The organism is Bradyrhizobium hereditatis (assembly GCF_020329435.1).
In the GTDB taxonomy this organism is placed as follows: Bacteria; Pseudomonadota; Alphaproteobacteria; order Rhizobiales; family Xanthobacteraceae; genus Bradyrhizobium; species Bradyrhizobium hereditatis.
Genome location: NZ_JAGKJK010000010.1, coordinates 136,212 through 158,100, shown reverse-complemented (window position 1 = coordinate 158,100; position 21,889 = coordinate 136,212). Strand labels below are relative to the sequence as shown.

Genomic DNA, 21,889 nt, shown 5'->3' with positions numbered 1-21,889 from the left:
GGTCTCGTTAATTCTGACCTTTATCGTCGACAGTTGAAGGGCGAAGCGTGGCAACGAGGCCGAAGGGATTAGGACTATGCTTGCTTGCAGGATTCACACTCACTGTCCTGCTCCAGTGCAAAATCCATTCAGCTTCTGCACGCGAGATTGACACTCGCGCCAGTCTGGAACGTTTCATTTCCCACAAGCAGGAGGTCCGCAAGCGCGCCGCCGGCGCGAACGCGCTTGTTTCCAGTACGGCGTCCATTGAATCGAAACCGGCGCCACAGCCGATTCGAAAGCCGGGATCAGCAAAGGGCCCGTACTACGTTGATTTCAGAGCCAGAACGGCGGCGAGCTGGGGACACGCGTTCGTCTGGTTTGGCAAGACAAGCGAGCGAGCAGTTGAAGTCGCGGGCCTCACCCCTGCGGGAGACACCGTACCTTATGTACTCGGTCATCTGATGTGGGTGCCATCCGAGACCGGGGCAAGCTATGGCGATCTTGATCCGCAGTACTTGACCGCCAGTTACCGCGTTTACTTGAATGAGCCGGACGCAAAGCGGGTTTTCGCATACATCAAGAAATTACAGGCGAATTCACCGGTCTGGAACGCCGAAACAACCAATTGCACTGCGTTTATCGGTAGCATCGCGGAATTTATGGGATTGAAAGTTCCTCACCGCTGGCAGCGCCCTGAGGAGTACGTCAACAATCTCAAGGCGATGAATAGCGGGCGCCAGATAGTCCGCTTGTCGTCAGAACAATAGCTCGCGCTCGTCCAAATGTTCGAGGGCGCTGAATGCGCCGATCCGAAGCGCATGAAGATCGTCTTCGCATGCATGCTACTTCTCGTGCTTTTCATCGCATTAGTGGGCTCACGCTGAATCACTGAAGAAGATCTGTCCGATACCACGCGGCTCATCGGGCCCATAGCCGCAACAGGAATTGTAGTTTGCCTCTCCTCGCGTAGCACGTAGGAGGGGGAGTGAAGCGATACTCCATTAGTGCTACCAAGCGATGTGACGGGTTTCGCTGCGCTCTATCATCCTAAGGCTTTGCATTCCAAGGATGCCCGCCCCACACGACGCTCAGTAACAATCGAGGCTACCGCACAAACCGCCACCAGCCCGATTTTGAGCGGTTTTCTCATGCCTCGGCGTTCTTCATTCAAAACGTGCAGTGGTTGTGGTGTTCGCTTCTTAACGCTTCGATAGGAAACTGGGCAAATACTAGCCGGTGTACGACACGTATGGTTCGGTAGCACCGAAACGGAGCTGCGGTTCGATGTCATCACCGAAAATGAGGTATGATGTCCGGTGATCCTATTTGGTTGGGCTGCTTTGTCGTGCTGGGTGCGTCCGCATTCATGGTGCTGCGCCCGGTATGGTTCTTCGGTCGAAAATTGTCGTTGGAGGAAGCGCTCTCGGTCTGCTGGGTAACCTGGTCGATCTATATGGGGGCGTTCGTGATCTATATCGGGCTGAAGCTCCCGTTAGGTCTTTCACGCGATGCGCATGCACCAGCTGTCGGCATGGCCGTTTGCGCATCCTTGATTGCCATTCTGTGGTTGGCGCGGGTCACTACCGACTGGAGGAGCGCCGTAACGAGATCAATTTTTGGCCTGTTTATTCTCACTCTTATCGTGGTGCCCATCACCGCTTCCCTGGCGCTGTCCCGACATTAAGAACGCGTTCGAAAATGGTGCCCGACCAAGTTCGAGTTTATCCTGGGCGGCATGAGCGCAGCGACATGCGGGATCGGGACAATCAGAGTTCCCGGATGTTGCTTCGCTCATCCGAGCTGCATTTATATCGGTCATGAAAAAGCCCCGGATCATGTCCGGGGCTTTGCATCTCGTGATGCTTTCGCCAATCACTATTCCGGCTTGCCGATGTTCACCTTCAGCGTGCCGACGCCGTCGACGCCGCACTCGATCTGGTCGCCGGGCTGGAGCTGGGAGACGCCGGCTGGCGTGCCCGTCATGATGATGTCGCCGGCGGCGAGCTTCACCTGCTGTGAGAGCTGCCAGATGATCTCAGGCACGTTCCAGATCAGCTCGGTGAGATCGCCCTTTTGCGTCTCCTTGCCGTTCACCGTCAGCCAGATCTTGCCCTTGGAGGGATGGCCGATCCTGGCGGCCGGCTGGACCGCGGAGCAGGGCGCGGAATAGTCGAATGACTTGCCGATCTCCCAGGGACGCTCCTTCTTGCGCGAGGCGATCTGCAGATCGCGCCGGGTGAGGTCGATGCCGACGGCATAGCCGTAGACATGGTCGAGCGCCTTCTCAGCGGGAATGTTAAGGCCGCCGCTCTTCATCGCGACGATCAACTCGACCTCGTGATGCAGGTCCTTGGTCAGCGGCGGATAGGGAATCGTGGCGCCGTCGGACACCAGCATGTCGGCGTGCTTGGCGAAGAAGAACGGCGGCGCGCGCTCGTCATTGCCCATCTCCCGGATGTGCTCGAGATAGTTGCGCCCGACGCACCAGATGCGGCGGACCGGATAGACGCCAGTCTCGCCGACGACGGGAAGCGAAGGCTGCGGGGCTGCTGGTATGACGTAGGAGGCTGCGTTCATGAAAGGGATCTCAGCGGGTTAAAAATTCGGCGGGTGCCTTTTACGCGGTTGCGCTGACCGGCGCCAGACTCGGGTGACCGGCATCGCGCTGCTGCAGGCGGAAGAACGAGGCGTAGCGGCCGCCGCGGCGCAGCAAATCGTCGTGCTGACCGCGCTCGACGATCTCGCCGCCCTCGACCACCAGAATGGCGTCGGCGTGCATGATAGTGTGCAGGCGGTGGGCGATCACGATCGTGGTGCGGTTCTGGCAGAGGTGGTCGATCGCCTCCTGCACCGCTTTCTCGGATTCCGAATCGAGCGCAGCGGTCGCTTCATCGAGCAGGATGATCGGCGCGTTCCGGATCAGCGCCCGCGCTACCGCGATGCGCTGGCGCTGGCCGCCGGATAGCTGCGTGCCGTGCTCGCCGACCGGCGTGTCGTAGCCGAGCGGGAAGCTCATGATGAAATCGTGCGCGCAGGCTGCTTTCGCCGCGGCAACGATCTCGTCCTGCGTCGCGTCTTCCCTGCCGAAGGCGATGTTGGCGCCGATCGTGTCGCGGAACAGATAGACATCCTGCCCGACATAGCCGCTCTGCCGGCGCAGCGAGCGCCGCGACACAGCTGATATGTTCTGGCCGTCGATCAGAATGTCGCCCTGGTTGACTTCATAGAGCCGCAGCAGCAACGCGAGCACGGTGGACTTGCCGCCGCCGGACGGGCCGACCAACGCCGTGGTCTTCCCCGGCTCGGCAACGAAGCTCATGCGATTGAGCACCGGCTCGCTGAGCCGATAGCCGAAGGTGACGTCGCGGAACTCGACCCGCGCGTCAGTGAGATTCAGTGCCGGTTTGTCGCTGTCGTCGGGCTCGCTCGGCGGACTGTCGACGATTTCGAGCAGCTTGCGCGCGCCGATCAGATTGCTGTTGAGCTCAATATTGAGCCGCGCCAGCCGCTTGGCCGGTTCATAGGCGAGCAGGAATGCGGTCAGGAACGAAAAGAACTGGCCGGGCGAAGCGCCCATCGCAACCACGCGATAACCGCCATACATCAGGCCGCCCGCGATCGCGAAGCCGCCAAGCGTTTCCATCAGAGGGCTAGAGCGGTTGGAAACCCGCGCCATCTTGTTGGCGTTGCGCTCGACGGCGGCGATGCTGGCGTCGATCCGCTCGCGCATTGCCTGCTCCAGCGTGAAGGCTTTCACCGTGCGGATGCCCTGCAGCGATTCCTGCATCGTCTCCATGATGTCGGCGGTCCCGGAGAACTGGTTGTGCGCCAGACCCTTGATGCGCTTCACGAGCTTGCGCAGCACGATCATCGCTGGCGGCGCCACCGCAAAGCCGAGCAGTGACATCAAAGGATCGGTCATCACCATGACGACGACGAGCGCAATCAGCGACAAGAGATCGCGGCCGATGGCATTGATCAGGAGATTGAGCACCTGCGTCACCGCGGTCGCGCCTGCGGTCAGCCGTGCCAGAAATTCTGACGAATGCCGTTCGGAGAAGAACGCGATATTTTCGCTCATCAGCTTGGCGAACAGCCGGCGCTGGTTGTTGGCGAGGATCGCGTTGCCGATCTGCGACAGGATCACGGTGTGCCCATAGGTCGCCGCGCCCTTGATGGTGAAGATGACGACGGTGACCAGCGACAAGAGCGCTATCCCGCGCACATCCTTGTCGACATAAGCCTTGTTGATGACCTCGCCGAGCAGATAGGCGGAGCCGGCGGTCGTCACCGCTGCAATGCCCATCAGCGAAAAGGCAAGCAGATAGCGCCGCCAGTAGGCGAGCCCCTGTTCGGCCACCAAGCGACGAATCAGGATCGCCGCACCATAGGGGTCGTCGGTGATTTTCCTCGGAGTTTCTTTTGGAAGTTCGGTCATCCGCGTTCCATTGACGGCGCCTGGATAGCCCGGCGCGTCAGGGCTGCTGCGATGCCTCCTTGCCTGCTAAAGCGGGGTTTTTCAAGCCAAATAAGCGCCTGATCTCAGGCCGATTCCGCCCGCTGCGGAACGCCGCCGCGCTCGCTGAACAGTCGCTTTTCCCAAGTCAGCGCATGGCCGGCAATGGTCTCGAGATTGTCGTATTGCGGCGTCCAGTCCAGCACCGAGCGGATGCGGCTGGTGTCGGCGACCATGGTCATGATGTCGCCGGGGCGGCGCGCCGCGTAGGAAACAGCAAAATTGCGCATCGAGACGCGGCGCACGGCTTCGATAGTTTCCAGCACCGAATAGCCGCGGCCATAGCCGCAATTCAGCGTGATCGAGCTGCCGCCGCCGCGCAGGTATGACAGCGCGGCGCGATGGGCCTCTGCGAGATCACTGACATGGATGAAGTCGCGGATGCAGCTTCCGTCCGGCGTCGGATAGTCGGTGCCGAACACGTCGACTTTGGCGCGCTGGCCGGTGGCAGCTTCGACAGCGATCTTGAGCAGATGCGTCGCGCCGACGGTCGAGAGGCCGCAGCGACCGTTCGGGTCGGCGCCGGCGACGTTGAAGTAGCGCAACACGACATACTTCATGTCATGCGCGCTCACGACATCATGCAGCATGATTTCGGTCATCAGCTTGGAGGAGCCGTAGGGCGACATCGGGCGCGTCGGCGCATGTTCTGGCACCGGCACCTGGTCGGGATTGCCATAGACGGCCGCCGTCGATGAGAAGATGAAGCGGCTGATGCCGGCCTTCACCGCCGAATTCAAGAGGGTCCGGGTCGTCATGGTGTTGTTGCGGTAATACCCGAGCGGATCGCGCATCGAGTCCGGCACCACGACGGATCCTGCGAAATGAATGATGCTCTCGGCTCGGTGCTGGGCGATCACGTTGTCGACGAGATTTTCGTCGCCGGCATCGCCGATGAACAGCGGCACAGCGCGGGGCAGCAGAGAAGAAAATCCGGTCGAGAGGTTGTCGATCACGACGACGTTTTCGCCGGCGTCCACCAGCGCATGAACCGTATGACTTCCAATATAGCCGGCGCCACCTGTGACGAGCACGGTCATGGGTCACCTCTCCCGTTCTATTTGCGGCGATGCTAGGAGGCTCGCGGTGAAGAGTGGGTTTCGGCGCCGGCGGAACTGGCCACTATGCTTAATGTTGCGTATAGGAACTGGCCGAAATGGAGCCGGAAGTGGCGATCGAGAACAATTTGGCCAGCAATCTGCAGCTGATCGTGCCGAATCTGCACAGGCGCTATTCCGGCGTTACGGCGACCAACCGCATGGTGGCGCCGAAACTTGCCCAAATGTACCGCGCGGCATGGCTCGGGCCGCACGCGCCCGAGGGCATCGCGCGGATGGGATTTGCGGATTTGCTCAAACTCTGGCGCCGCCGCAATCCCCTGATCTGGCACGCGCGGCGCAATGACGAGATGATCGCGGGCGTGTTGCTACGGGCGCTCGGCTGGCCGCTGAAGCTCGTGTTCACCTCGGCGGCGCAGCGGCATCATAAGCGGCTGACGCGCTGGCTGATCCGGCAGATGAATGCCGTGATCGCGACCTCCGAACTGTCGGCGTCGTTTCTCAGGCGCGAGGCGACGGTCGTGATGCATGGCGTCGATACGACGCGCTATGCGCCGCCGGCCGACCGCGCAGCCGCGTTTGCAGAAAGCAAATTGCCGGGACGTTACGCGATCGGCTGCTTTGGCCGGGTTCGCGCGCAAAAGGGCACCGATGTTTTTGTCGAGGCGATGTGCCGGCTGTTGCCGCGCTATCCCGATTTTACCGCCGTCATCGTCGGCGCGGTCGTGCCGGAGCAGCAGGGTTTTGCCAACGGCCTGAAGCAGCAGATCGAGGCAGCCGGACTGCAATCGCGCATTGTCATCACCGGCGAGCTTGCGATCGAGGAAGTGCAGCGCTGGTATCAGCGGTTGACGATCTACGCCTTCACCTCGCGCAACGAGGGCTTTGGCCTGACCTTGATCGAGGCGATGGCCGCAGGCGCGGCGCTGGTGGCGGCGCGCGCCGGCGCAGCCGAATTCGTGGTCGAGGATGGCGTGACCGGCGTATTGGTCCCACCTGGCGACGCCGACGCGCTGGTGGCTGCGCTGGAGCCATTGATGCGCGATCCAGCCTCAGCGCATGCGATGGGTGAGCGGGCGCGTGCGCGTGTGGTGGAAAAATTCAGCCTCGAGGCGGAAGCAAACGCGATCGCCGCGGTCTATCGAACGCTCGGCTGACTGACCAGCAGGCGATGCGCGACATCGGCCACATAGGCGGGCTCGATATCGCGCATGCAGCGATGGTCATTCATGGTGCAGACGGTGCGCTGGCAGGGCTGGCAGGGCAGCACGGATTTGGTCTGTTGAACCGTCGCGGCAAGGCCATTCAGTGGCGCCCAGAGGTAGGGGCTGGTCGGGCCGAAAATGCCCATCGTCGGCGTGCCGATTGCGGCCGCGATGTGCATCAGGCCGGAGTCGTTGGAGATGGCGACGCCGGCCGCCGCCATCGCCAGCACGCCATTGCGCAAATCAGTGCCGGTGAGGTCGCGGGCCTTGCCGCCGGTGGCTGTGACGATTTCCTGCGCCAGCGCCTTTTCGCCGGGCCCGCCGACCACCCAGACGTCGAGCCCACGTTCGACCAGGAGCCGCGCGGCGTCGGGGTAATAGGTCCATCGTTTCGATACTCCGACGGAACCGGGCGCCATCGCTACCGCGAGGCCCGTTCCGAGGCCGTTTTCCTGCCGCCAGCGCGCGACTTCTTCCGGCGGCACGACAAGCTGCGGCACCGGCCATTCCGGCGGCAGCGGCGCGCCATCGGGCAACGCCAGCGCGGCGTTCTTGTCGATGAAGCGGGGCAGGGCCTTCTCGCCCCAGCGCATCCGGTTGATCAGCCCAAACCTTGCTTCGCCGAAAAAGCCGACGCGCTCGGGGATGCCGGCCAGCGTCGGCGCAATGGCGGCCTTCCAGGTGCGGGGCAGGACGAGGGCGGTTCCATAGCCCTTCGCGCGCAGTTCGGACGCAAGACCCCGCTGCTTGGCCGGCGCCAGGCGGCTGCGCGGCAGGTCCCAGACGATGCCCGCCCGGACACCGGGCATATAGTCCACCAGCGGAGCGCAGAGGGAGGTCACCAGGAGGTCGACCGGGCGATTCGGCCAGCGCTCCTTCAATACCCGCACCACGGTGTGGCCCCGGACGAAATCGCCAATCCACATATAGGGGACGATCAGGATCGGCCTGGTATCGGCGGCATCCTCCATTTCGATCCGATCTTGTGAATTTAAATTCATATCTTGACTGCATTGGCGCTAACTGATTGCGGTCCGTCGGTAACCGCTCTGCATGAACACGTAAAGCCGGGTTCGACGGGGCTTTCATTCTCCCCACAAGCGAAGTTGCCTGCCGCGCGGGAGTGGGGCAAAGCTTTGCCCGACAATCATGGCAGGGGATGGCATGCTGCTGGTGACCGGGGGCGCCGGTTTTATCGGATCGAACGTCGTGGCTGCGTTGAATGACGCCGGCCGGGACGTGGCCGTGTGCGACGTGCTCGGCCATGACGGCAAATGGCGCAACCTGGCCAAGCGCCGGCTCGCCGATTTCGTGCCGCCTACGGAGCTGATGGACTGGCTGAAGGGCCGCCGGCTCGAGGCCGTCATTCACCTCGGCGCCATCTCCGAGACCACGGCGACCGACGGTGATCTCGTGATCGAGACCAATTTCCGCCTGTCGATGCGGCTGCTCGAGTGGTGCACGGCGAGCGGCACTCCACTGATCTACGCATCCTCGGCGGCAACCTATGGTGACGGCGAACAGGGATTCGCCGACGACCAATCCATGGATGCGCTCAAGAAGCTGCGGCCGATGAACCTCTACGGTTGGAGCAAGCATCTGTTCGACATGGCGGTCGCCGAGCGCGCCGCGCGCGGCGAGCGGCTGCCGCCGCAATGGGCCGGGCTCAAGTTCTTCAACGTGTTCGGCCCCAACGAATATCATAAGGGCACGATGATGAGCGTGCTGGCGCGCCGCTTCGACGACATCAAGGACGGGCGTCCCGTGCAACTGTTCAAGTCGCACCGGGAAGGCATCGCCGACGGTGACCAGCGGCGCGACTTCATCTATGTCGACGACGTCGTGCGCGTGATGATGTGGCTGCTCGGAACACCTGCCGTCAGCGGCATCTTCAACGTCGGCACTGGCACCGCGCGCAGCTTTCGCGACCTGATGTTGTCGGCCTATGCCGCGCTCGGCGCCAAACCGAACATCCAGTATGTTGACATGCCGGAAGCTATCCGTGGCAGCTATCAATACTTCACCCAGAGCGAAGTCGATCGGCTGCTGCACGCCGGATATAATGGCGGCTTCACCGCGCTCGAAGACGCGATCGAGACCTACGTGAAGAATTTCCTCAATCGCAGCGATCGCTTTCGCTGACGGGCAACGGATAGACAGATGTTCGATTTCGAAGCCCTCAGCCAGGCGATCCGCCGTCAGACCGTGCTCTGCGTCGGCGATCTCATGCTCGACGAGTTCGTCTATGGCGAGGTGTCGCGTGTTTCGCCGGAAGCGCCGGCGCCCGTCATCGCCGTCCAGCGCAGCGAGAGCAATGTCGGCGGCGCCGGCAATGTCGCGCGCAACATCGCTTCTCTCGGCGGGCGCTGCATCTTTGCCGGCCTGGTCGGCGAGGACGAGGCGGGCGCGAAACTGAAGGCCGATCTGGCGCAGGAGAAGCTGATCGAGGCGGTGCTGGTCTCGGATTCTTCCCGACCGACGACGCGCAAGGTGCGCTTCGTTTCCGAGCATTTTTCCACCCACATGCTGCGCGCGGATTGGGAGCTGGCGACGCCAGCCTCGCCGGCGACCGAACAACGGCTGATCGACGCCGTCCTGCCGCACCTGCCGCGCGCCGATATCGTGCTGCTATCCGACTACGCCAAAGGCGTGCTGACGGCGCGCGTCATCCGCAACATCATCGATGCCGCCAAGAAGCTTGGCAAGGGCGTGATCGTCGATCCCAAAAGCGCTAATTTCGCGATCTACCGCGGCGCCACGCTGCTGACGCCCAACCGCAAGGAATTTGCGGAGGCTACACGCAGCCGTGCCGATACTGAGCAGAACATTGCGGGTGCGGCGCAGGACGCGATGTATCTAGCCGATTGCGAGGCCATGCTGGTGACGCAGAGCGAGCACGGCATGACGCTGGTGCTGCGCGGCGGCGAAGCCATCCACGTGCCGGCGCTGCCGGTCAAGGTGCGTGACGTGTCAGGCGCGGGCGATACGGTGGTCGCGGCGCTTGCGCTGTCGCTGGCGGCCAAGGCCGATTGGGAGACCGCGCTACGGGTAGCGAATGCGGCGGCGGCCGTAACTGTCGGCAAGAAGGGCACCGCGACCGTGACCGCGGCGGAACTGCGGCGGAAGATCCTGCCGCATGCCTCGCTCGCGGCCGAAGAGAAGATCGTGCCTGCTGGCGGCGATCTCGATGCGCATCTTGAGGACTGGCGCCGGCAGGGATTGCGCATCGGCTTCACCAATGGCTGCTTCGACATTCTGCACCCCGGCCACGTCAAGGTGCTGACGGCGGCGCGCGGCGCTTGCGACCGCCTGATAGTCGGTCTGAACAGCGATGCGTCGGTGAAGCGGCTGAAAGGCGAGGGGCGGCCCGTGCAGGACGAGCGCGCGCGCGCCGAAGTGTTGGCGGCGCTGGAGGCCGTCGATCTCGTCGCGATCTTCGAGGAAGACACGCCGATCAATCTGATCACGAAAGTGCGGCCGAGCGTGCTGGTCAAGGGCGGCGACTATACCCGCGAGCAGGTCGTCGGCCATGAGATCGTCGAGGCGGCCGGCGGCCAGGTCATGCTCGTCGACATTCTGCCCGGCCACAGCACGACATCGCTGGTCGGCCGCGCGCGGGGAGGCAAGACATGAGCGTGGATGCGATGCCGGTGCTGGAGCCGCGGAAACGGCGGGATTGGCGTGACCAGGCGACGTGGACGACGGTCGCAGATGTCTTCGCCATTCTGGCGGTGCTCACGCTGCCGTGGTCCACGACCCTGCCGGGAATTTTCGTACCTTGTTGGCTCGGCGCCATGGCCTGGGTGATGGACTGGCGGGCTTTTGCGCGATTCCTAGCGCAGCCGATCTGCTATCTGCCGTTGGCGCTGGCTGGTCTTGCTGCCGTCGGCACGCTCTGGTCGGACGCGGCGTGGGGCACCCGGTTCTATGCCCTCGGTCACATGCTGAAGCTTCTGGTGTTGCCGGGGCTGTTCTATCATTTTGAACGGTCATCCCGCGGGATGTGGGTCTTTATCGCGTTCCTGGTCTCCTGTGTCCTGCTGATGATCGTGTCGTGGCTAGTGGCGATCGAGCCCAGCCTTTCGCTGAAGGCGCCCGGCGAAGCCGGGGGACGCGGTATCTTCGTCAAGAACTACATCGCCCAGAGCCAGGAGTTCGCGCTGTGTGCGGTGGCGCTGGCCTATCCGATCATCCGCCTTGTGCAGGCGAAGCGGCTCTGGCTGGCGCTGATGCTGGGCGCAATCTCGCTCGGCTTCATCCTCAATATGTCGTTTGTCATCGTCTCGCGAACGGCGATGGTCACGATCCCGATCATGCTTGCGGTGTTCGCCGTGCTTCACCTGAAATGGCGAACCAGCTTGTTGATGTTCGCCGGACTGGCCGTCATCGCGGCGCTGGCCTTCGCCACGTCGCCGCAACTGCAACAGACGGTCAATACCTTCTCCCGTGACTACCGGCTCTACACGACGGAAAATGTCCCAACCGCACTCGGATTGCGACTCGAGTTTTGGAAGAAGTCGCTTCGCTTCTTTGCCGAGGCGCCAGTGATCGGGCATGGCACCGGTTCGACACAGAGATTGTTCGAGCGGGCTGCCACCGGCAGCACCGTCAGCGCCACAGGACAGATCATCAACAATCCACACAACCAGACACTGAACATCGCGGTTCAATGGGGCATCGCCGGGATCATCCTGCTATACGCGATGTGGTGGGTGCATCTGCGGCTATTTCGCGGCGACGGGCTAGTGGCCTGGATCGGATTGCTGGTCGTCGTACAGAATATTTTCACCTCGCTTTTCAACTCACACATCTCCGATTTTCATGAAGGTTGGATGTATGTGCTGGGCGTCGGGGTGGCCGGCGGCATGGTGTTGCGCGCCAGATCTCGTGACGAGGCCAGGGAACCTCCCGAAATTGTTCGGCCATGATCGCTGGCATGCACGCCGCAGATAAGATATCAGCGGACTAAGGACCTGCCACGAATCCTCCGTTTCGCCGCCGACCATTGGAATGACACCTCTTTCGCAACTGACCCGTCGCAATTACCTGATCGCAGCGCATGACGCGCTGGCGACGGCGGTTGCGTTGCTTGCGAGCTTCTACTTGAGATTCGATGGCGGCGAGGCGTTCTATGAGCGCCTGCCGCTGGTGCTGCGTATTCTACCGCTGTTCGTCGCTTTCAGCGTCGTGATCTGCTACGTCTTCAATCTGACGACGACGAAATGGCGGTTCATTTCGCTCCCCGACGCGCTGAACATCCTGCGCGTGGCGACCGTTCTGACGGTAGCACTGGTCGTGCTGGACTATGCCTTCATTTTCGGAGCATCGGGCGGCAAGGCGCCGGTGCTGTTTGGCCGTATCACCATCGTTCTCTACTGGTTCCTCCAGGTCTTCACGCTGAGTGCGCTGCGCTTCGGCTACCGTTATTTCCGTTACACCCGTGTTCGCCGCCATGCCCGGACCGAAGGCGCGTCGCCGACGTTGTTGATCGGTCGCGCGGCCGATGCGGAGGTGCTGCTCCGCGCCATCGAGAGCGGCGCCGTCAAGCAGCTTTGGCCGATCGGCGTGCTGTCGCCGTCGGCCGCGGACCGCGGACAATCGATCCGCAACGTGCCCGTGCTCGGAGGCATCGACGATATCGAGGACGTGATCCGCGACTATGCCGGGCGGGGAAAGCCGATTTCTCGGATGGTCATGACCCCGTCGGCGTTCGAACCGGAGGCCCATCCCGAGGCGGTTCTGATGCGGGCCAAGCGGCTTGGCCTATTCGTCAGTCGCCTGCCGTCGCTCGAAAGCGGCGACGTGCCGCGCCTGACCAACGTCGCCGTCGAGGATCTCCTGCTGCGACCGAGTGAGAAGATCGACTATGCGCGGCTCGAAGCCTTGGTGCGAGGCAAGGCGGTGATCGTCACCGGCGGTGGTGGCTCGATCGGTTCAGAGATTTGCGACCGCGTTGCGACTTTCGGCGCGGCGCGTCTATTGGTGATCGAACATTCGGAACCGGCGCTTTATGCGGTCACCGAGGCGCTGACGGCGCGTGCCACCAATGCCGCCATCGAGGGCCGCATTGCCGATATCCGCGATCGCGACCGGATCATGAACCTGATGAAGGAATTCAAGCCCGACATCGTGTTTCATGCCGCGGCGCTCAAGCACGTGCCGATCCTCGAGCGCGACTGGAGCGAGGGCGTCAAGACCAACATCTTCGGCTCCGTCAACGTCGCCGATGCCGCGCAGGCGGCGGGCGCTGAGGCGATGGTGATGATCTCGACCGACAAGGCGATCGAGCCGGTCTCGATGCTGGGCCTGACTAAGCGCTTTGCTGAAATGTATTGCCAGGCGCTCGATCACGACCTGATGACACAATCGGGCGGCAAGCCGCACATGCGGCTGATTTCGGTGCGCTTCGGCAACGTGCTCGCCTCCAACGGATCGGTGGTGCCGAAATTCAAGGCGCAGATCGAGGCCGGCGGCCCGGTCACGGTGACGCATCCGGACATGGTCCGCTATTTCATGACCATCCGCGAAGCCTGCGATCTCGTGCTGACCGCAGCGACGCATGCGCTGACGCCGGCGCGGCCGGATGTGTCCGTCTACGTGCTCAATATGGGACAGCCGGTCAAGATCGTGGAGATGGCCGAGCGAATGATCCGCCTGTCCGGCCTCGAGCCCGGCATCGATATTGAGATTGTGTTCACCGGCATGCGGCCGGGCGAGCGGCTGAATGAGATCCTGTTCGCGAGCGAAGAGCCGCCGGTGGAGATTGGGGTTGCCGGCATCATGGCGGCCAAGCCGAACGAACCGCCGATGCAGACATTGCGCAAATGGCTCGCGGCGCTGGAGGAGGCGATTGCGCGGGACGACCGTTCCACCATCCGTGCGGTGCTCAAGGATGCCGTGCCTGAATTCGGATCGCACGCCGCCTGATCTTGTTCAGTGCTCGCGCACAATGCGCAGCCGCTTCGAAAAGCCATCATGCAGAAATCGGGCAAAGTCGTCGTCGTCAGCCAGCACTATCCGCCGGATCCGAGCACGACGGCCGCCATCATGGCGGCGATTTCAGAGCGCGTGGCGCAAGACGCCGACGTTCTGGTGCTGTCGGGAACGGCAGGCTCCGCCACCGCGGCGGCTGCCGGCAAGCCTGAGGTCATCGAGGTCAGGAACTGGATGCCCGGCAAGGCCGCGTTGCTCAAGCGCGCTTTGGCCGAACTGCTGTTCACGGCGAGGACGTTCGTTGCGATGCTGGCGCGGCTGCGGCGCGGCGACGTCACGCTCACCGTTCCAGCTCCCTTTATGCTGCCTTACGCGTTTGCCGCCGCCGTGAAACTGAAAGGCGCGAGATCGGTGCTGGTCATGCACGATCTCTACCCCGACGTCCTCATCATGGCGGGCCTCCTGAAGCCGGATTCGCTACTGGCGAAGGCCATGCATGCCCTGAACGCACCGATGTTTCGCGCGCTCGACGCCATCGTCATCATCGGCCGCGATACCGAAAAGCTCTTGCTGCGTTATAGCGGAGTGACCAGCGACAAGATCCGTTTCATTCCGAACTGGGCGACGCTTGCACCCGGCGTTCGCGCCATCACGCCTGATAATCCGTATCGCCGCGCGCTTTCCGCCCGCTACGTTGTCGGGCTATCCGGCAATCTCGGCTTTACCCATGATCCCGTCATCGTGTTCGAGGCCGCACGTCTCTTGCGCGATAACGGCGACATTCATTTTCTGCTGTCGGGCTGGGGAATGGGTTTCGACCGGTTGAAGGCCATGCAGGGCGAAGCCAAGCTTCCCAACGTCACATTGGTGGACCGCGTCGAGGACGAGCAGCTGGAGACGTTTCTGTCGGCCGCCAATGCCTGGATCATTCCCTACCGCAAGAATGTCGCCGGCGTATCGGTGCCGAGCCGGTTCTACAATTTGCTGGCGATCGGCCGTCCGGTGATCCTGGTTTCCGAAGTGGACGCCGAGGCGGCGTTGACGGTGACCGAGCACGATATCGGCTGGGTCGTGGCGCCGGGCAGGGCGGATGAACTGGCCGAGACGGTGCGTCGCGCGGCAGGTTCGGACGACACGCAGAGGGCCGAACGTGCGACCGAGATATCCAGGCGTTACGATTTCAACACGGCCATCACCGGGTACGCCAGCCTGATCTCCGAACTCGCAAAGAGACCTTAACCAGCGGACGGCCGCGGCCGCGAGAAGCGGCGCATCAGGAACGCCGTGGCGATGCCGCCGACTGCGAAAAGCAGGATGGCGACCGTGGTCGACGACGTCATGACCGAACCGATCGCCAGCGCGGCCAGCAGAAGATTGAGTGCGAACACCTCACCCACCACTTGCCGCACCGAGAAGCCGTTGTCGGTGGCGCGCTGGTAGAAGTGGGTGCGATGCGCCGCCCAGAACGGCTCGCGCCGCGCCATGCGTCGGAACAGCGTGACGGTGGCATCGGAAAGATAATAGAGCGGCAGCAACAGCGCGGCGGTCACGTGCTGATGCCAGGCGAGCTGCAGCAGGCACCAGCCGACGAGCAGGCCAATCGGCAAGCTGCCGACATCGCCGAGAAAGATTTTTGCGACCGGCCGGTTGAAAGGCGCGAAGCCAAGCATCGCCCCGAACAGCGCCGCGGCAGTGATCGTCACAGACGCCGGAAGGTCGATGAGCCAGCCGAGCAGGACGAGCGCACCGGCGATTGGAACGATCTCGGCTGCCGTCATCAGGTCGAGGCCGTCCATGAAGTTGACGAGATTCACGAACCACAGGCCTGCGAGCAATAACAGGCCGCGCTCGATCCAGAGCGGGCAGGCCGGAGCGATTCGCAGCGTTTCCGGCGCGGCAAAGATGACTGCCGCGACGGCGATCCCCTGCAGCAACAGCCGCGGCACGACGGGTATGGATTTGACGTCATCGGCAAGGCCCACGGCCGCGATGAACATAGTCGCGCCAAAGACGGCGATCGGAATGGTCGTCTGCGCCATCCCGACGAGCGCGATGGCAGCGACAGCGGAGATCAGCGTGGCCGCGATCACCGCAATGCCCGCACCTTGCGGCGTTGGCACCCGGTGGGAGGAGCGCGCATTCGGCTTTGCCAGCGCGATCCGCACCATCAGTGGTCGGATCGCCCATGTCAGGACGCCTGATAGCAGCGCAGCGGGCACCGCTGCGGCAAACGACAGCAATAGTTGCGAATTGGCCATTCTAACCGCGCGGAGCGTTACGATTTTTGGGGAACTTCGATCGGCACCGCACCTTGCGCGGCCTTCTCGGCGCTGAGGATCCAGACCAAGCCGCCGATCAAGCCGACGATGAAGGATACCGCGCCATAGAGCAGCGAGATATTGACGCCTTCATTGGCCATCAGACCGGCATAACCGAACGCCAGCCCCATGGTGGCCTCGCGGACACCCCAGCCGGCAATCGAGATCGGCAGCATGGTGATCAGCATCACGGGAGGAACGAGCTGGAAAATCTGGCCGAACACCACGGGGGCTGCGATCGACTGCACCACGCACCAGGCGATCACGACGGCAAGCACGTGTACGAGCAGCGACAGCACCGCGACTTTCGGGCCGTGAACGCGGCTGAACAGCACGCGGTTGGCGATGACAGAGCAGGCGTGAATATGATGGGTGCCCCACCAGTGCTTCAGCCACGGCCATTTGAGCCTGCCGAGCAGGAGAAACCCGAGGCCGCCGGCCAGCGCTGCGAAATCGACGAGCAACAGCGCCGATCTGCCGTGGGGATCGGTAATCAGGCGATAGCTCCAGGGCAGGCTCGCCACGATGACCACGGCGAGCGCGATCAAGCCGATGGCACGGTCGACGAAGATGGAATAGGTCGCCGCGCGCCAGCCGGCGCCGTTGCGGGCCACCAGCCACAGCCTGACAGCGTCACCGCCGATCGAGGAGGGCAGCGTCTGGTTGAAGAAGGTTCCTATCACATTGAAGCGCATCGCCTGGCGGATCGGCAGCGGCGCGCCGCATTCGGCACTGATCTCGCGCCAGCGCAAAACGCCGATGAAGATTTGCAGGAACGTGACGGCGATCGCGGCCCCGATCCAGCCAAGGCTTGATACGTCGATGCGGGCGACGAGGTCGGCCAGATCGACCTTGCGCAGCGAGAAGTAGAGGAGCGCCGCCGAGACCAATATCTTCAATGTCGAAAGCAGGATTCGGCGCATCTCGCCCGTGCCGGTTTGGGGGAAGTGGGTGCAAAAAGCGATGCAATTCGGGCGCCTTGGTATGGTTTTCGAGCCGTTCTGGCAATAGCGCCCTGGTAGGTGTTGCGGCGGCCTCGGCAACACGGGTAAAGAGGCCCCGGGGACAGACATTCCAGCCGTAAAGCGGTGCTTTCAAGGATACGATGCCGGATCCATCCATATTGGTCACAGGAGCTGCGGGTTTCATCGGCTTTCACGTTGCCCGCCGCCTGCTGGCCGAAGGTCGCGCCGTGGTCGGCCTCGACAATCTCAACGACTATTACGACCCGGCGCTGAAACGCGCGCGGCTTGATGTCCTGCGCGAGAATCAGGGTTTTGCGTTCGAACAGATCGATCTTTCCGATCGCGCGTCAGTGGAACGCCTGTTCGCCGAGCACCGCTTTGCGCGGGTGGTACATCTCGCGGCGCAGGCCGGTGTGCGCTACTCGATCGATCATCCGCATGCCTATGTCGACGCCAATCTTGCCGGCTTCGTCAATGTGCTGGAGGGGTGCCGGCATCATGGCTGCGGTCACCTGGTCTACGCCTCGTCCTCATCGGTCTATGGGGCCAACACCAAGCAGCCGTTTTCGGTGCAGGACAGGACCGACCATCCGATCAGCCTCTACGCCGCGACCAAGAAGGCCAATGAGCTGATCGCGCATTCCTACAGCCATCTTTACCGCCTCCCGGTGACGGGCTTGCGCTTTTTTACCATTTACGGGCCATGGGGCCGGCCCGACATGGCGGTTTTCCTCTTTACCAAGGCGATCGTGGAGGGCACCCCGATCAAGCTCTTCAACCATGGCAGGATGCGGCGCGACTTTACCCATGTCGAGGACGCGACCCGTGCCGTGGTGAAACTGGTTGACCAGCCTCCGCGCGATGGCGGCGAGGCGGCCGGGCCGCTCGCAAAAGTCTACAATGTCGGCAATAATCATCCGGAAGAGCTGACCCATGTGGTAGCGGTTCTGGAGCGCGAGTTGGGCCGCACCGCGATCAAGGAAATGTTGCCGATGCAGCCCGGAGATGTGACCGAGACTTTCGCTGACGTAACCGAACTGATGCGTGATACCGGCTTTTCGCCGCAGACCTCGATCGAGGACGGGCTTTCCGACTTCGTTGCCTGGTATCGCGGCTACTACAGGATTTGAGGCGCCGATGAACCGACGAATTATTCCCCTGATCATGTGCGGCGGCGCGGGAACGCGGCTGTGGCCGGCCTCGCGCGAGGTTCACCCCAAGCAGTTCATCTCGCTGTTCGGGGCGCGCTCGACGTTCCAGGACACGCTGCTGCGGGTCTCGGACGCTGATCTGTTCGAGCGGCCGATTGTGATCACGAACAACGCCTATCGCTTCATGGTGCTCGAGCAACTGGCGGAGATCGGACTAGAGGCCGACGTGCTGCTCGAACCGATGCGGCGTGACTCCGGCCCTGCGATTGCGGCGGGCGCCGCGTTCGCACAGGCGCGCGACAAGGATGCGATCGTGCTGGCGCTTGCCGCCGACCACGTGGTGCGCGACACGCCAGCCTTCCTTGCTGCCTGCCGCGAGGGATTGGCTGCGGCGGAAGTCGAGCACATCGTCACTTTCGGCGTCCAGCCCGAACGCGCCGCCACCGAGTATGGCTACATCAATCCCGGCGAGCTCATTTCCGGCAAGGTTCGCGCGGTTGCGAGGTTCGTCGAGAAGCCGGATCCGGCAACCGCGGCTGATTACGTCAAGTCAGGCTATCTCTGGAACAGCGGCAACTTCATGTTCCGCGCCGCCGTGCTGCTCGACGAATATCGCAACGTCGATGCGGACAGCGTCAAAGCCGTCACTGATGCGGTGGCGAAAGCCGGCACCGATCTCGGCTTCGTCAAGCTCGACGAGGCCGCGTTCGGTTCGGCGAAATCGATCTCGATCGATTATGCGGTGATGGAAAAGACCTCGCGCACAGCGGTCGTGCCGGTCGCGTGCGGCTGGTCCGATGTCGGCTCCTGGCATGCGGTGTGGGAATTGTCCGCCAAGGACGGCGACGGCAACGCGGCGCGCGGTGCGGCGGTGTTCGAGGACTCCCGCAATTGCAACGTCGCGACCGACCGCGCACTGGTCGCGCTCGAAGGCGTCGATGATCTGGTGGTAGTCGCCACCCAGGATGCGGTGCTGGTCTCCCGGCAAAAGGATGCCAACGGACTGAAGCGGCTGGTCGCCAAACTGAAGACGGTCGCGCCGCAGGTGACCGAAGATCACATCAGGGTGCACCGGCCCTGGGGATCCTACCAGTCGGTCGACAATGGCGACCGTCACCAGGTCAAGCGCATCATCGTCAAGCCCGGTGGGCGGCTGTCGCTGCAGAAGCACCACCACCGCGCCGAGCACTGGATCGTGGTGCGCGGCACGGCGCAGGTGACCGTTAACGAACTGGTAAAGACCGTGCACGAGAACGAATCGATCTACATCCCGATCGGCGCGGTGCACCGGCTGGAAAATCCCGGCAAGATTCAGCTCGAGCTGATCGAGGTCCAAACCGGCAGCTATTTCGGCGAGGACGACATCATCCGCATCGAGGACGACTACCGGCGCAGTTGAGCGGGGACCGTAGTTCTACCGACTAGGCGGTTGTAACCGTTTGAATCAAAACGTGTCCGAAAACCGCCGATCGCATTTCGCCAGGTCTGTGACGGCATGCTAGAGAACCGCTGGGGGAAGTACCGGCTGCCGAATCTGCTTGGGGGTCTACACATCATGAGTTCCGTAAGGTCCGCATCTGACGCGAAGGCCGATGCGAAACGTGGCTTGCGCGTCGGCGTCGTAGGGGCGGGCGTGATGGGCAGCAACCATGCCCGCGTGCTGGCCGGTCTGCCGGGCGTGACGCTGGTGGGCATCGTCGATCCGTTGCCGGAGCACCGCGCGCGCGCCACCGCGCTCGCCGGTTGCCGTGCCTTCACCACTCTCGAAGAGCTGTTCGACGAAGGCGTCGACGCTATCACCATTGCGGCACCGACTCATCTGCATCACGAGATCGCGCTCGCCTGCATCAGACGCAATATCCACATCCTGGTCGAGAAGCCGGTCGCCTCCACGGTCGAAGAGGGCGAGGACATCGTCACTGCCGCGCGCAGCGCCGGCGTGACGCTGATGGTCGGTCATGTCGAGCGCTTCAACCCGGCGGTCGCCGCGATCAAGCAGGCGATCTCGGGCGAGGACATTCTTTCGATCGGCATTACCCGCGTCGGACCGTTTCCGCCGCGGATGTCGAATGTCGGTGTCGTGATTGATCTCGCCGTGCACGATATCGATCTGATCCGCTGGTTCACCGAGTCCGATATCGTCGAGGTGCAGCCGCAGCTCTCCAGCGCGGTCGCCGAGCGTGAGGACATCGCCCTGTTGCAGTTCCGCACCGCCTCCGGCGTGCTCGCCCACATCAACACCAACTGGCTGACGCCGTTCAAGGCGCGCAGCGTCACCGTTGCGACGCGCGGCAAGTATGTGATGGGCGATCTGTTGACACGGCAGGTCACGGAGTGCTTCGGCTTCAAGCCCGATGGCAGCTACTCGATGCGCCATCTGCCGGTTGGCCATGATGAGCCGCTGCGCGCCGAACTGATCGCATTTCTCAATGCCGTCCGCACCGGCAATGCGCCGGCGGTTTCCGGCGACGAGGGCGTTGCCAGCCTCGAAATCGCGATCCGCTGCCTTGAGCAGCCGGCCAAGCCTGCGGCGTCTGCCGTGCGCAAGGGACCGCGCCGCGTCGTCGGCTGAACTCCTTTAAGGCCAAGCAAGGCTCCATGAACCAGCACATGCGCTCAGAACCCGTTCCCTTCTACGACCTCGCCTCGCAGCGCCAGCGGCTCGGCGCATCGATCGACGAGGCGATCTCGCGCGTGATGAGCCATTGCCTGTTCATCAACGGTCCGGAAGTGACGGTGCTGGAGAAAGCCTTGGCCGAATTCTCTGGCGCCAAGCATGTCGTGAGCTGCGCAAGCGGCACGGATGCGCTTCTGATGGTGCTGATGGCAAAGAAGGTCGGCCCAGGCGATGCCGTGCTGTGTCCATCCTTCACGTTCTGCGCAACCGGTGAAGCGGTAGCGCTGACCGGCGCGACGCCGGTATTCGTCGATGTGGATGAGACCACCTTCAACATCGATCCGGAATCGCTCAAGCGCGGCATTGCGACCGCAAGGCAGCGCGGGCTGAAGCCGGTCGGCGTGATTCCGGTCGACCTGTTCGGGCAGAGCGCGGACCATGACGCCATCGGCGCGATCGCGCAGGCTGAAGGCCTGTTCGTACTCGACGATGCCGCGCAAGGATTTGGCGCGAGCTACAAGGGGCGGCGGATCGGCTCTCTCGGGCTTGCGACCGCGACCAGCTTCTTTCCGACCAAGCCGCTCGGCTGCTTCGGCGACGGCGGCGCGATCTTTACCAATGACGAGAAGCTCGCCGAGACGCTGCGCAGCATCCGCGTGCACGGCCAGGGCTCAGACAAATACGACAACGTCCGCCTCGGCCTGACCGGACGGCTCGACACCATGCAGGCGGCGGTATTGATCGAGAAGCTGAAGATATTCGACGATGAGATCGCGGCGCGCAACCGCGTCGCCGAGCGTTATGCGCGCGGCCTCGACAATGTCGTGACCGTGCCGCGCCTTGCCGAGGGATGCACCTCGGTCTGGGCGCAGTACACCATCCGCCTGCCAAAAGGTACCGATCGCGACGGTTTCGCCGGGGCGCTGAAGGCGCAGGGCATCCCGACGATGGTCTATTATGCGAAATCGATGCATCAGCAGACCGCCTATCGTGATTTCCCGGTCGCCGACGGTGGCCTGCCGGTGAGCGAAAAGCTCTCAGGCAACGTCATCAGCCTGCCGATTCACGCCTATCTCGACGAGGTGACGCAGGCGAGGGTGATCGAGGCGGTGCGCGGCGCGCTTTCCGCCTGATTTCGCCGTCG

18 protein-coding genes are annotated in these 21,889 nt (G+C 62.9%); 12 read left to right on the top strand and 6 right to left on the bottom strand.

Annotation, left to right across the window (positions count from 1 at the left end):
• Positions 1-47 precede the first annotated feature (47 nt).
• Positions 48-749 carry a hypothetical protein gene (locus tag J6524_RS23455; RefSeq protein WP_376712065.1) on the top strand — a complete coding sequence of 234 codons (702 nt, stop codon included), beginning with the start codon at positions 48-50 and terminating at the stop codon, positions 747-749.
• Between the two features lie 542 nt (positions 750-1,291).
• Positions 1,292-1,666: a hypothetical protein gene (locus J6524_RS23450; RefSeq protein ID WP_225674889.1), complete on the top strand. Its 375-nt coding sequence runs from the start codon at positions 1,292-1,294 to the stop codon at positions 1,664-1,666.
• A gap of 191 nt (positions 1,667-1,857) precedes the next feature.
• On the opposite strand, the gene J6524_RS23445 is transcribed toward J6524_RS23450, so the two are convergent.
• The 3 genes from J6524_RS23445 to galE all read right to left on the bottom strand — a co-directional run bounded on the left by J6524_RS23445 (position 1,858) and on the right by galE (position 5,538).
• Positions 1,858-2,559 carry a fumarylacetoacetate hydrolase family protein gene (locus J6524_RS23445; protein WP_225674887.1) on the bottom strand — a complete coding sequence of 234 codons (702 nt, stop codon included), beginning with the start codon at positions 2,557-2,559 and terminating at the stop codon, positions 1,858-1,860.
• Between the two features lie 40 nt (positions 2,560-2,599).
• Positions 2,600-4,420, bottom strand: coding sequence for an ABC transporter ATP-binding protein (locus tag J6524_RS23440; RefSeq protein WP_225674885.1), 1,821 nt, complete (start codon positions 4,418-4,420; stop codon positions 2,600-2,602).
• 104 nt (positions 4,421-4,524) lie between these two features.
• A complete protein-coding gene (gene galE, locus J6524_RS23435; RefSeq protein WP_225674883.1) occupies positions 4,525-5,538 on the bottom strand; it encodes a UDP-glucose 4-epimerase GalE in 1,014 nt (337 codons plus the stop codon).
• A 116-nt stretch (positions 5,539-5,654) separates the two neighbouring features.
• On the opposite strand from galE, the gene J6524_RS23430 reads away from it, so the two are divergent.
• Positions 5,655-6,713 (top strand): glycosyltransferase family 4 protein, encoded by a 1,059-nt coding sequence (locus J6524_RS23430; RefSeq protein ID WP_225674881.1) that lies wholly within the window; start codon positions 5,655-5,657, stop codon positions 6,711-6,713.
• Here the strand turns inward: J6524_RS23430 and waaF are convergent.
• Positions 6,695-7,762 carry a lipopolysaccharide heptosyltransferase II gene (waaF, locus tag J6524_RS23425; RefSeq protein ID WP_225674880.1) on the bottom strand — a complete coding sequence of 356 codons (1,068 nt, stop codon included), beginning with the start codon at positions 7,760-7,762 and terminating at the stop codon, positions 6,695-6,697. The two genes, J6524_RS23430 and waaF, sit on opposite strands and share 19 nt — an antisense overlap.
• A 163-nt stretch (positions 7,763-7,925) precedes the next feature.
• Between waaF and rfaD the strand changes: the two genes are divergently transcribed.
• The 5 genes from rfaD (at position 7,926) to J6524_RS23400 (ending at position 14,933) form a co-directional block, all read left to right on the top strand.
• On the top strand, positions 7,926-8,903 hold the full coding sequence (gene rfaD, locus J6524_RS23420; protein WP_225674878.1) for an ADP-glyceromanno-heptose 6-epimerase: 978 nt from the start codon (positions 7,926-7,928) through the stop codon (positions 8,901-8,903).
• Between the two features lie 18 nt (positions 8,904-8,921).
• A complete protein-coding gene (rfaE1, locus tag J6524_RS23415) occupies positions 8,922-10,394 on the top strand; it encodes a D-glycero-beta-D-manno-heptose-7-phosphate kinase (protein WP_225674876.1) in 1,473 nt (490 codons plus the stop codon).
• Positions 10,391-11,689: an O-antigen ligase family protein gene (locus J6524_RS23410; protein ID WP_225674874.1), complete on the top strand. Its 1,299-nt coding sequence runs from the start codon at positions 10,391-10,393 to the stop codon at positions 11,687-11,689. Before rfaE1 ends, J6524_RS23410 begins: the two co-directional genes overlap by 4 nt.
• Positions 11,690-11,771: 82 nt before the next feature.
• The gene (locus tag J6524_RS23405; RefSeq protein ID WP_225674873.1) at positions 11,772-13,688 is read left to right on the top strand and encodes an SDR family NAD(P)-dependent oxidoreductase; all 1,917 of its coding nucleotides are present in this window, start codon (positions 11,772-11,774) and stop codon (positions 13,686-13,688) included.
• A 48-nt stretch (positions 13,689-13,736) separates the two neighbouring features.
• Positions 13,737-14,933 carry a glycosyltransferase family 4 protein gene (locus J6524_RS23400; RefSeq protein WP_225674871.1) on the top strand — a complete coding sequence of 399 codons (1,197 nt, stop codon included), beginning with the start codon at positions 13,737-13,739 and terminating at the stop codon, positions 14,931-14,933.
• On the opposite strand, the gene J6524_RS23395 is transcribed toward J6524_RS23400, so the two are convergent.
• Together J6524_RS23395 and J6524_RS23390 are read right to left on the bottom strand one after the other, a co-directional pair.
• Positions 14,930-15,952: an MraY family glycosyltransferase gene (locus J6524_RS23395; protein ID WP_225674869.1), complete on the bottom strand. Its 1,023-nt coding sequence runs from the start codon at positions 15,950-15,952 to the stop codon at positions 14,930-14,932. The genes J6524_RS23400 and J6524_RS23395 overlap by 4 nt on opposite strands.
• A gap of 17 nt (positions 15,953-15,969) precedes the next feature.
• Positions 15,970-16,935 carry a lysylphosphatidylglycerol synthase transmembrane domain-containing protein gene (locus tag J6524_RS23390; protein ID WP_225674867.1) on the bottom strand — a complete coding sequence of 322 codons (966 nt, stop codon included), beginning with the start codon at positions 16,933-16,935 and terminating at the stop codon, positions 15,970-15,972.
• Between the two features lie 182 nt (positions 16,936-17,117).
• Between J6524_RS23390 and J6524_RS23385 the strand changes: the two genes are divergently transcribed.
• From J6524_RS23385 to J6524_RS23370, 4 genes are all read left to right on the top strand, one after another.
• A complete protein-coding gene (locus J6524_RS23385; RefSeq protein ID WP_225674865.1) occupies positions 17,118-18,107 on the top strand; it encodes an NAD-dependent epimerase in 990 nt (329 codons plus the stop codon).
• 7 nt (positions 18,108-18,114) lie between these two features.
• On the top strand, positions 18,115-19,527 hold the full coding sequence (locus J6524_RS23380; protein WP_225674863.1) for a mannose-1-phosphate guanylyltransferase/mannose-6-phosphate isomerase: 1,413 nt from the start codon (positions 18,115-18,117) through the stop codon (positions 19,525-19,527).
• 156 nt (positions 19,528-19,683) lie between these two features.
• Positions 19,684-20,700, top strand: a complete 1,017-nt coding sequence (locus J6524_RS23375; protein WP_225674861.1) for a Gfo/Idh/MocA family protein — start codon at positions 19,684-19,686, stop codon at positions 20,698-20,700.
• A gap of 26 nt (positions 20,701-20,726) precedes the next feature.
• Positions 20,727-21,878, top strand: coding sequence for a DegT/DnrJ/EryC1/StrS family aminotransferase (locus J6524_RS23370; protein ID WP_225674859.1), 1,152 nt, complete (start codon positions 20,727-20,729; stop codon positions 21,876-21,878).
• Positions 21,879-21,889 lie beyond the last annotated feature (11 nt).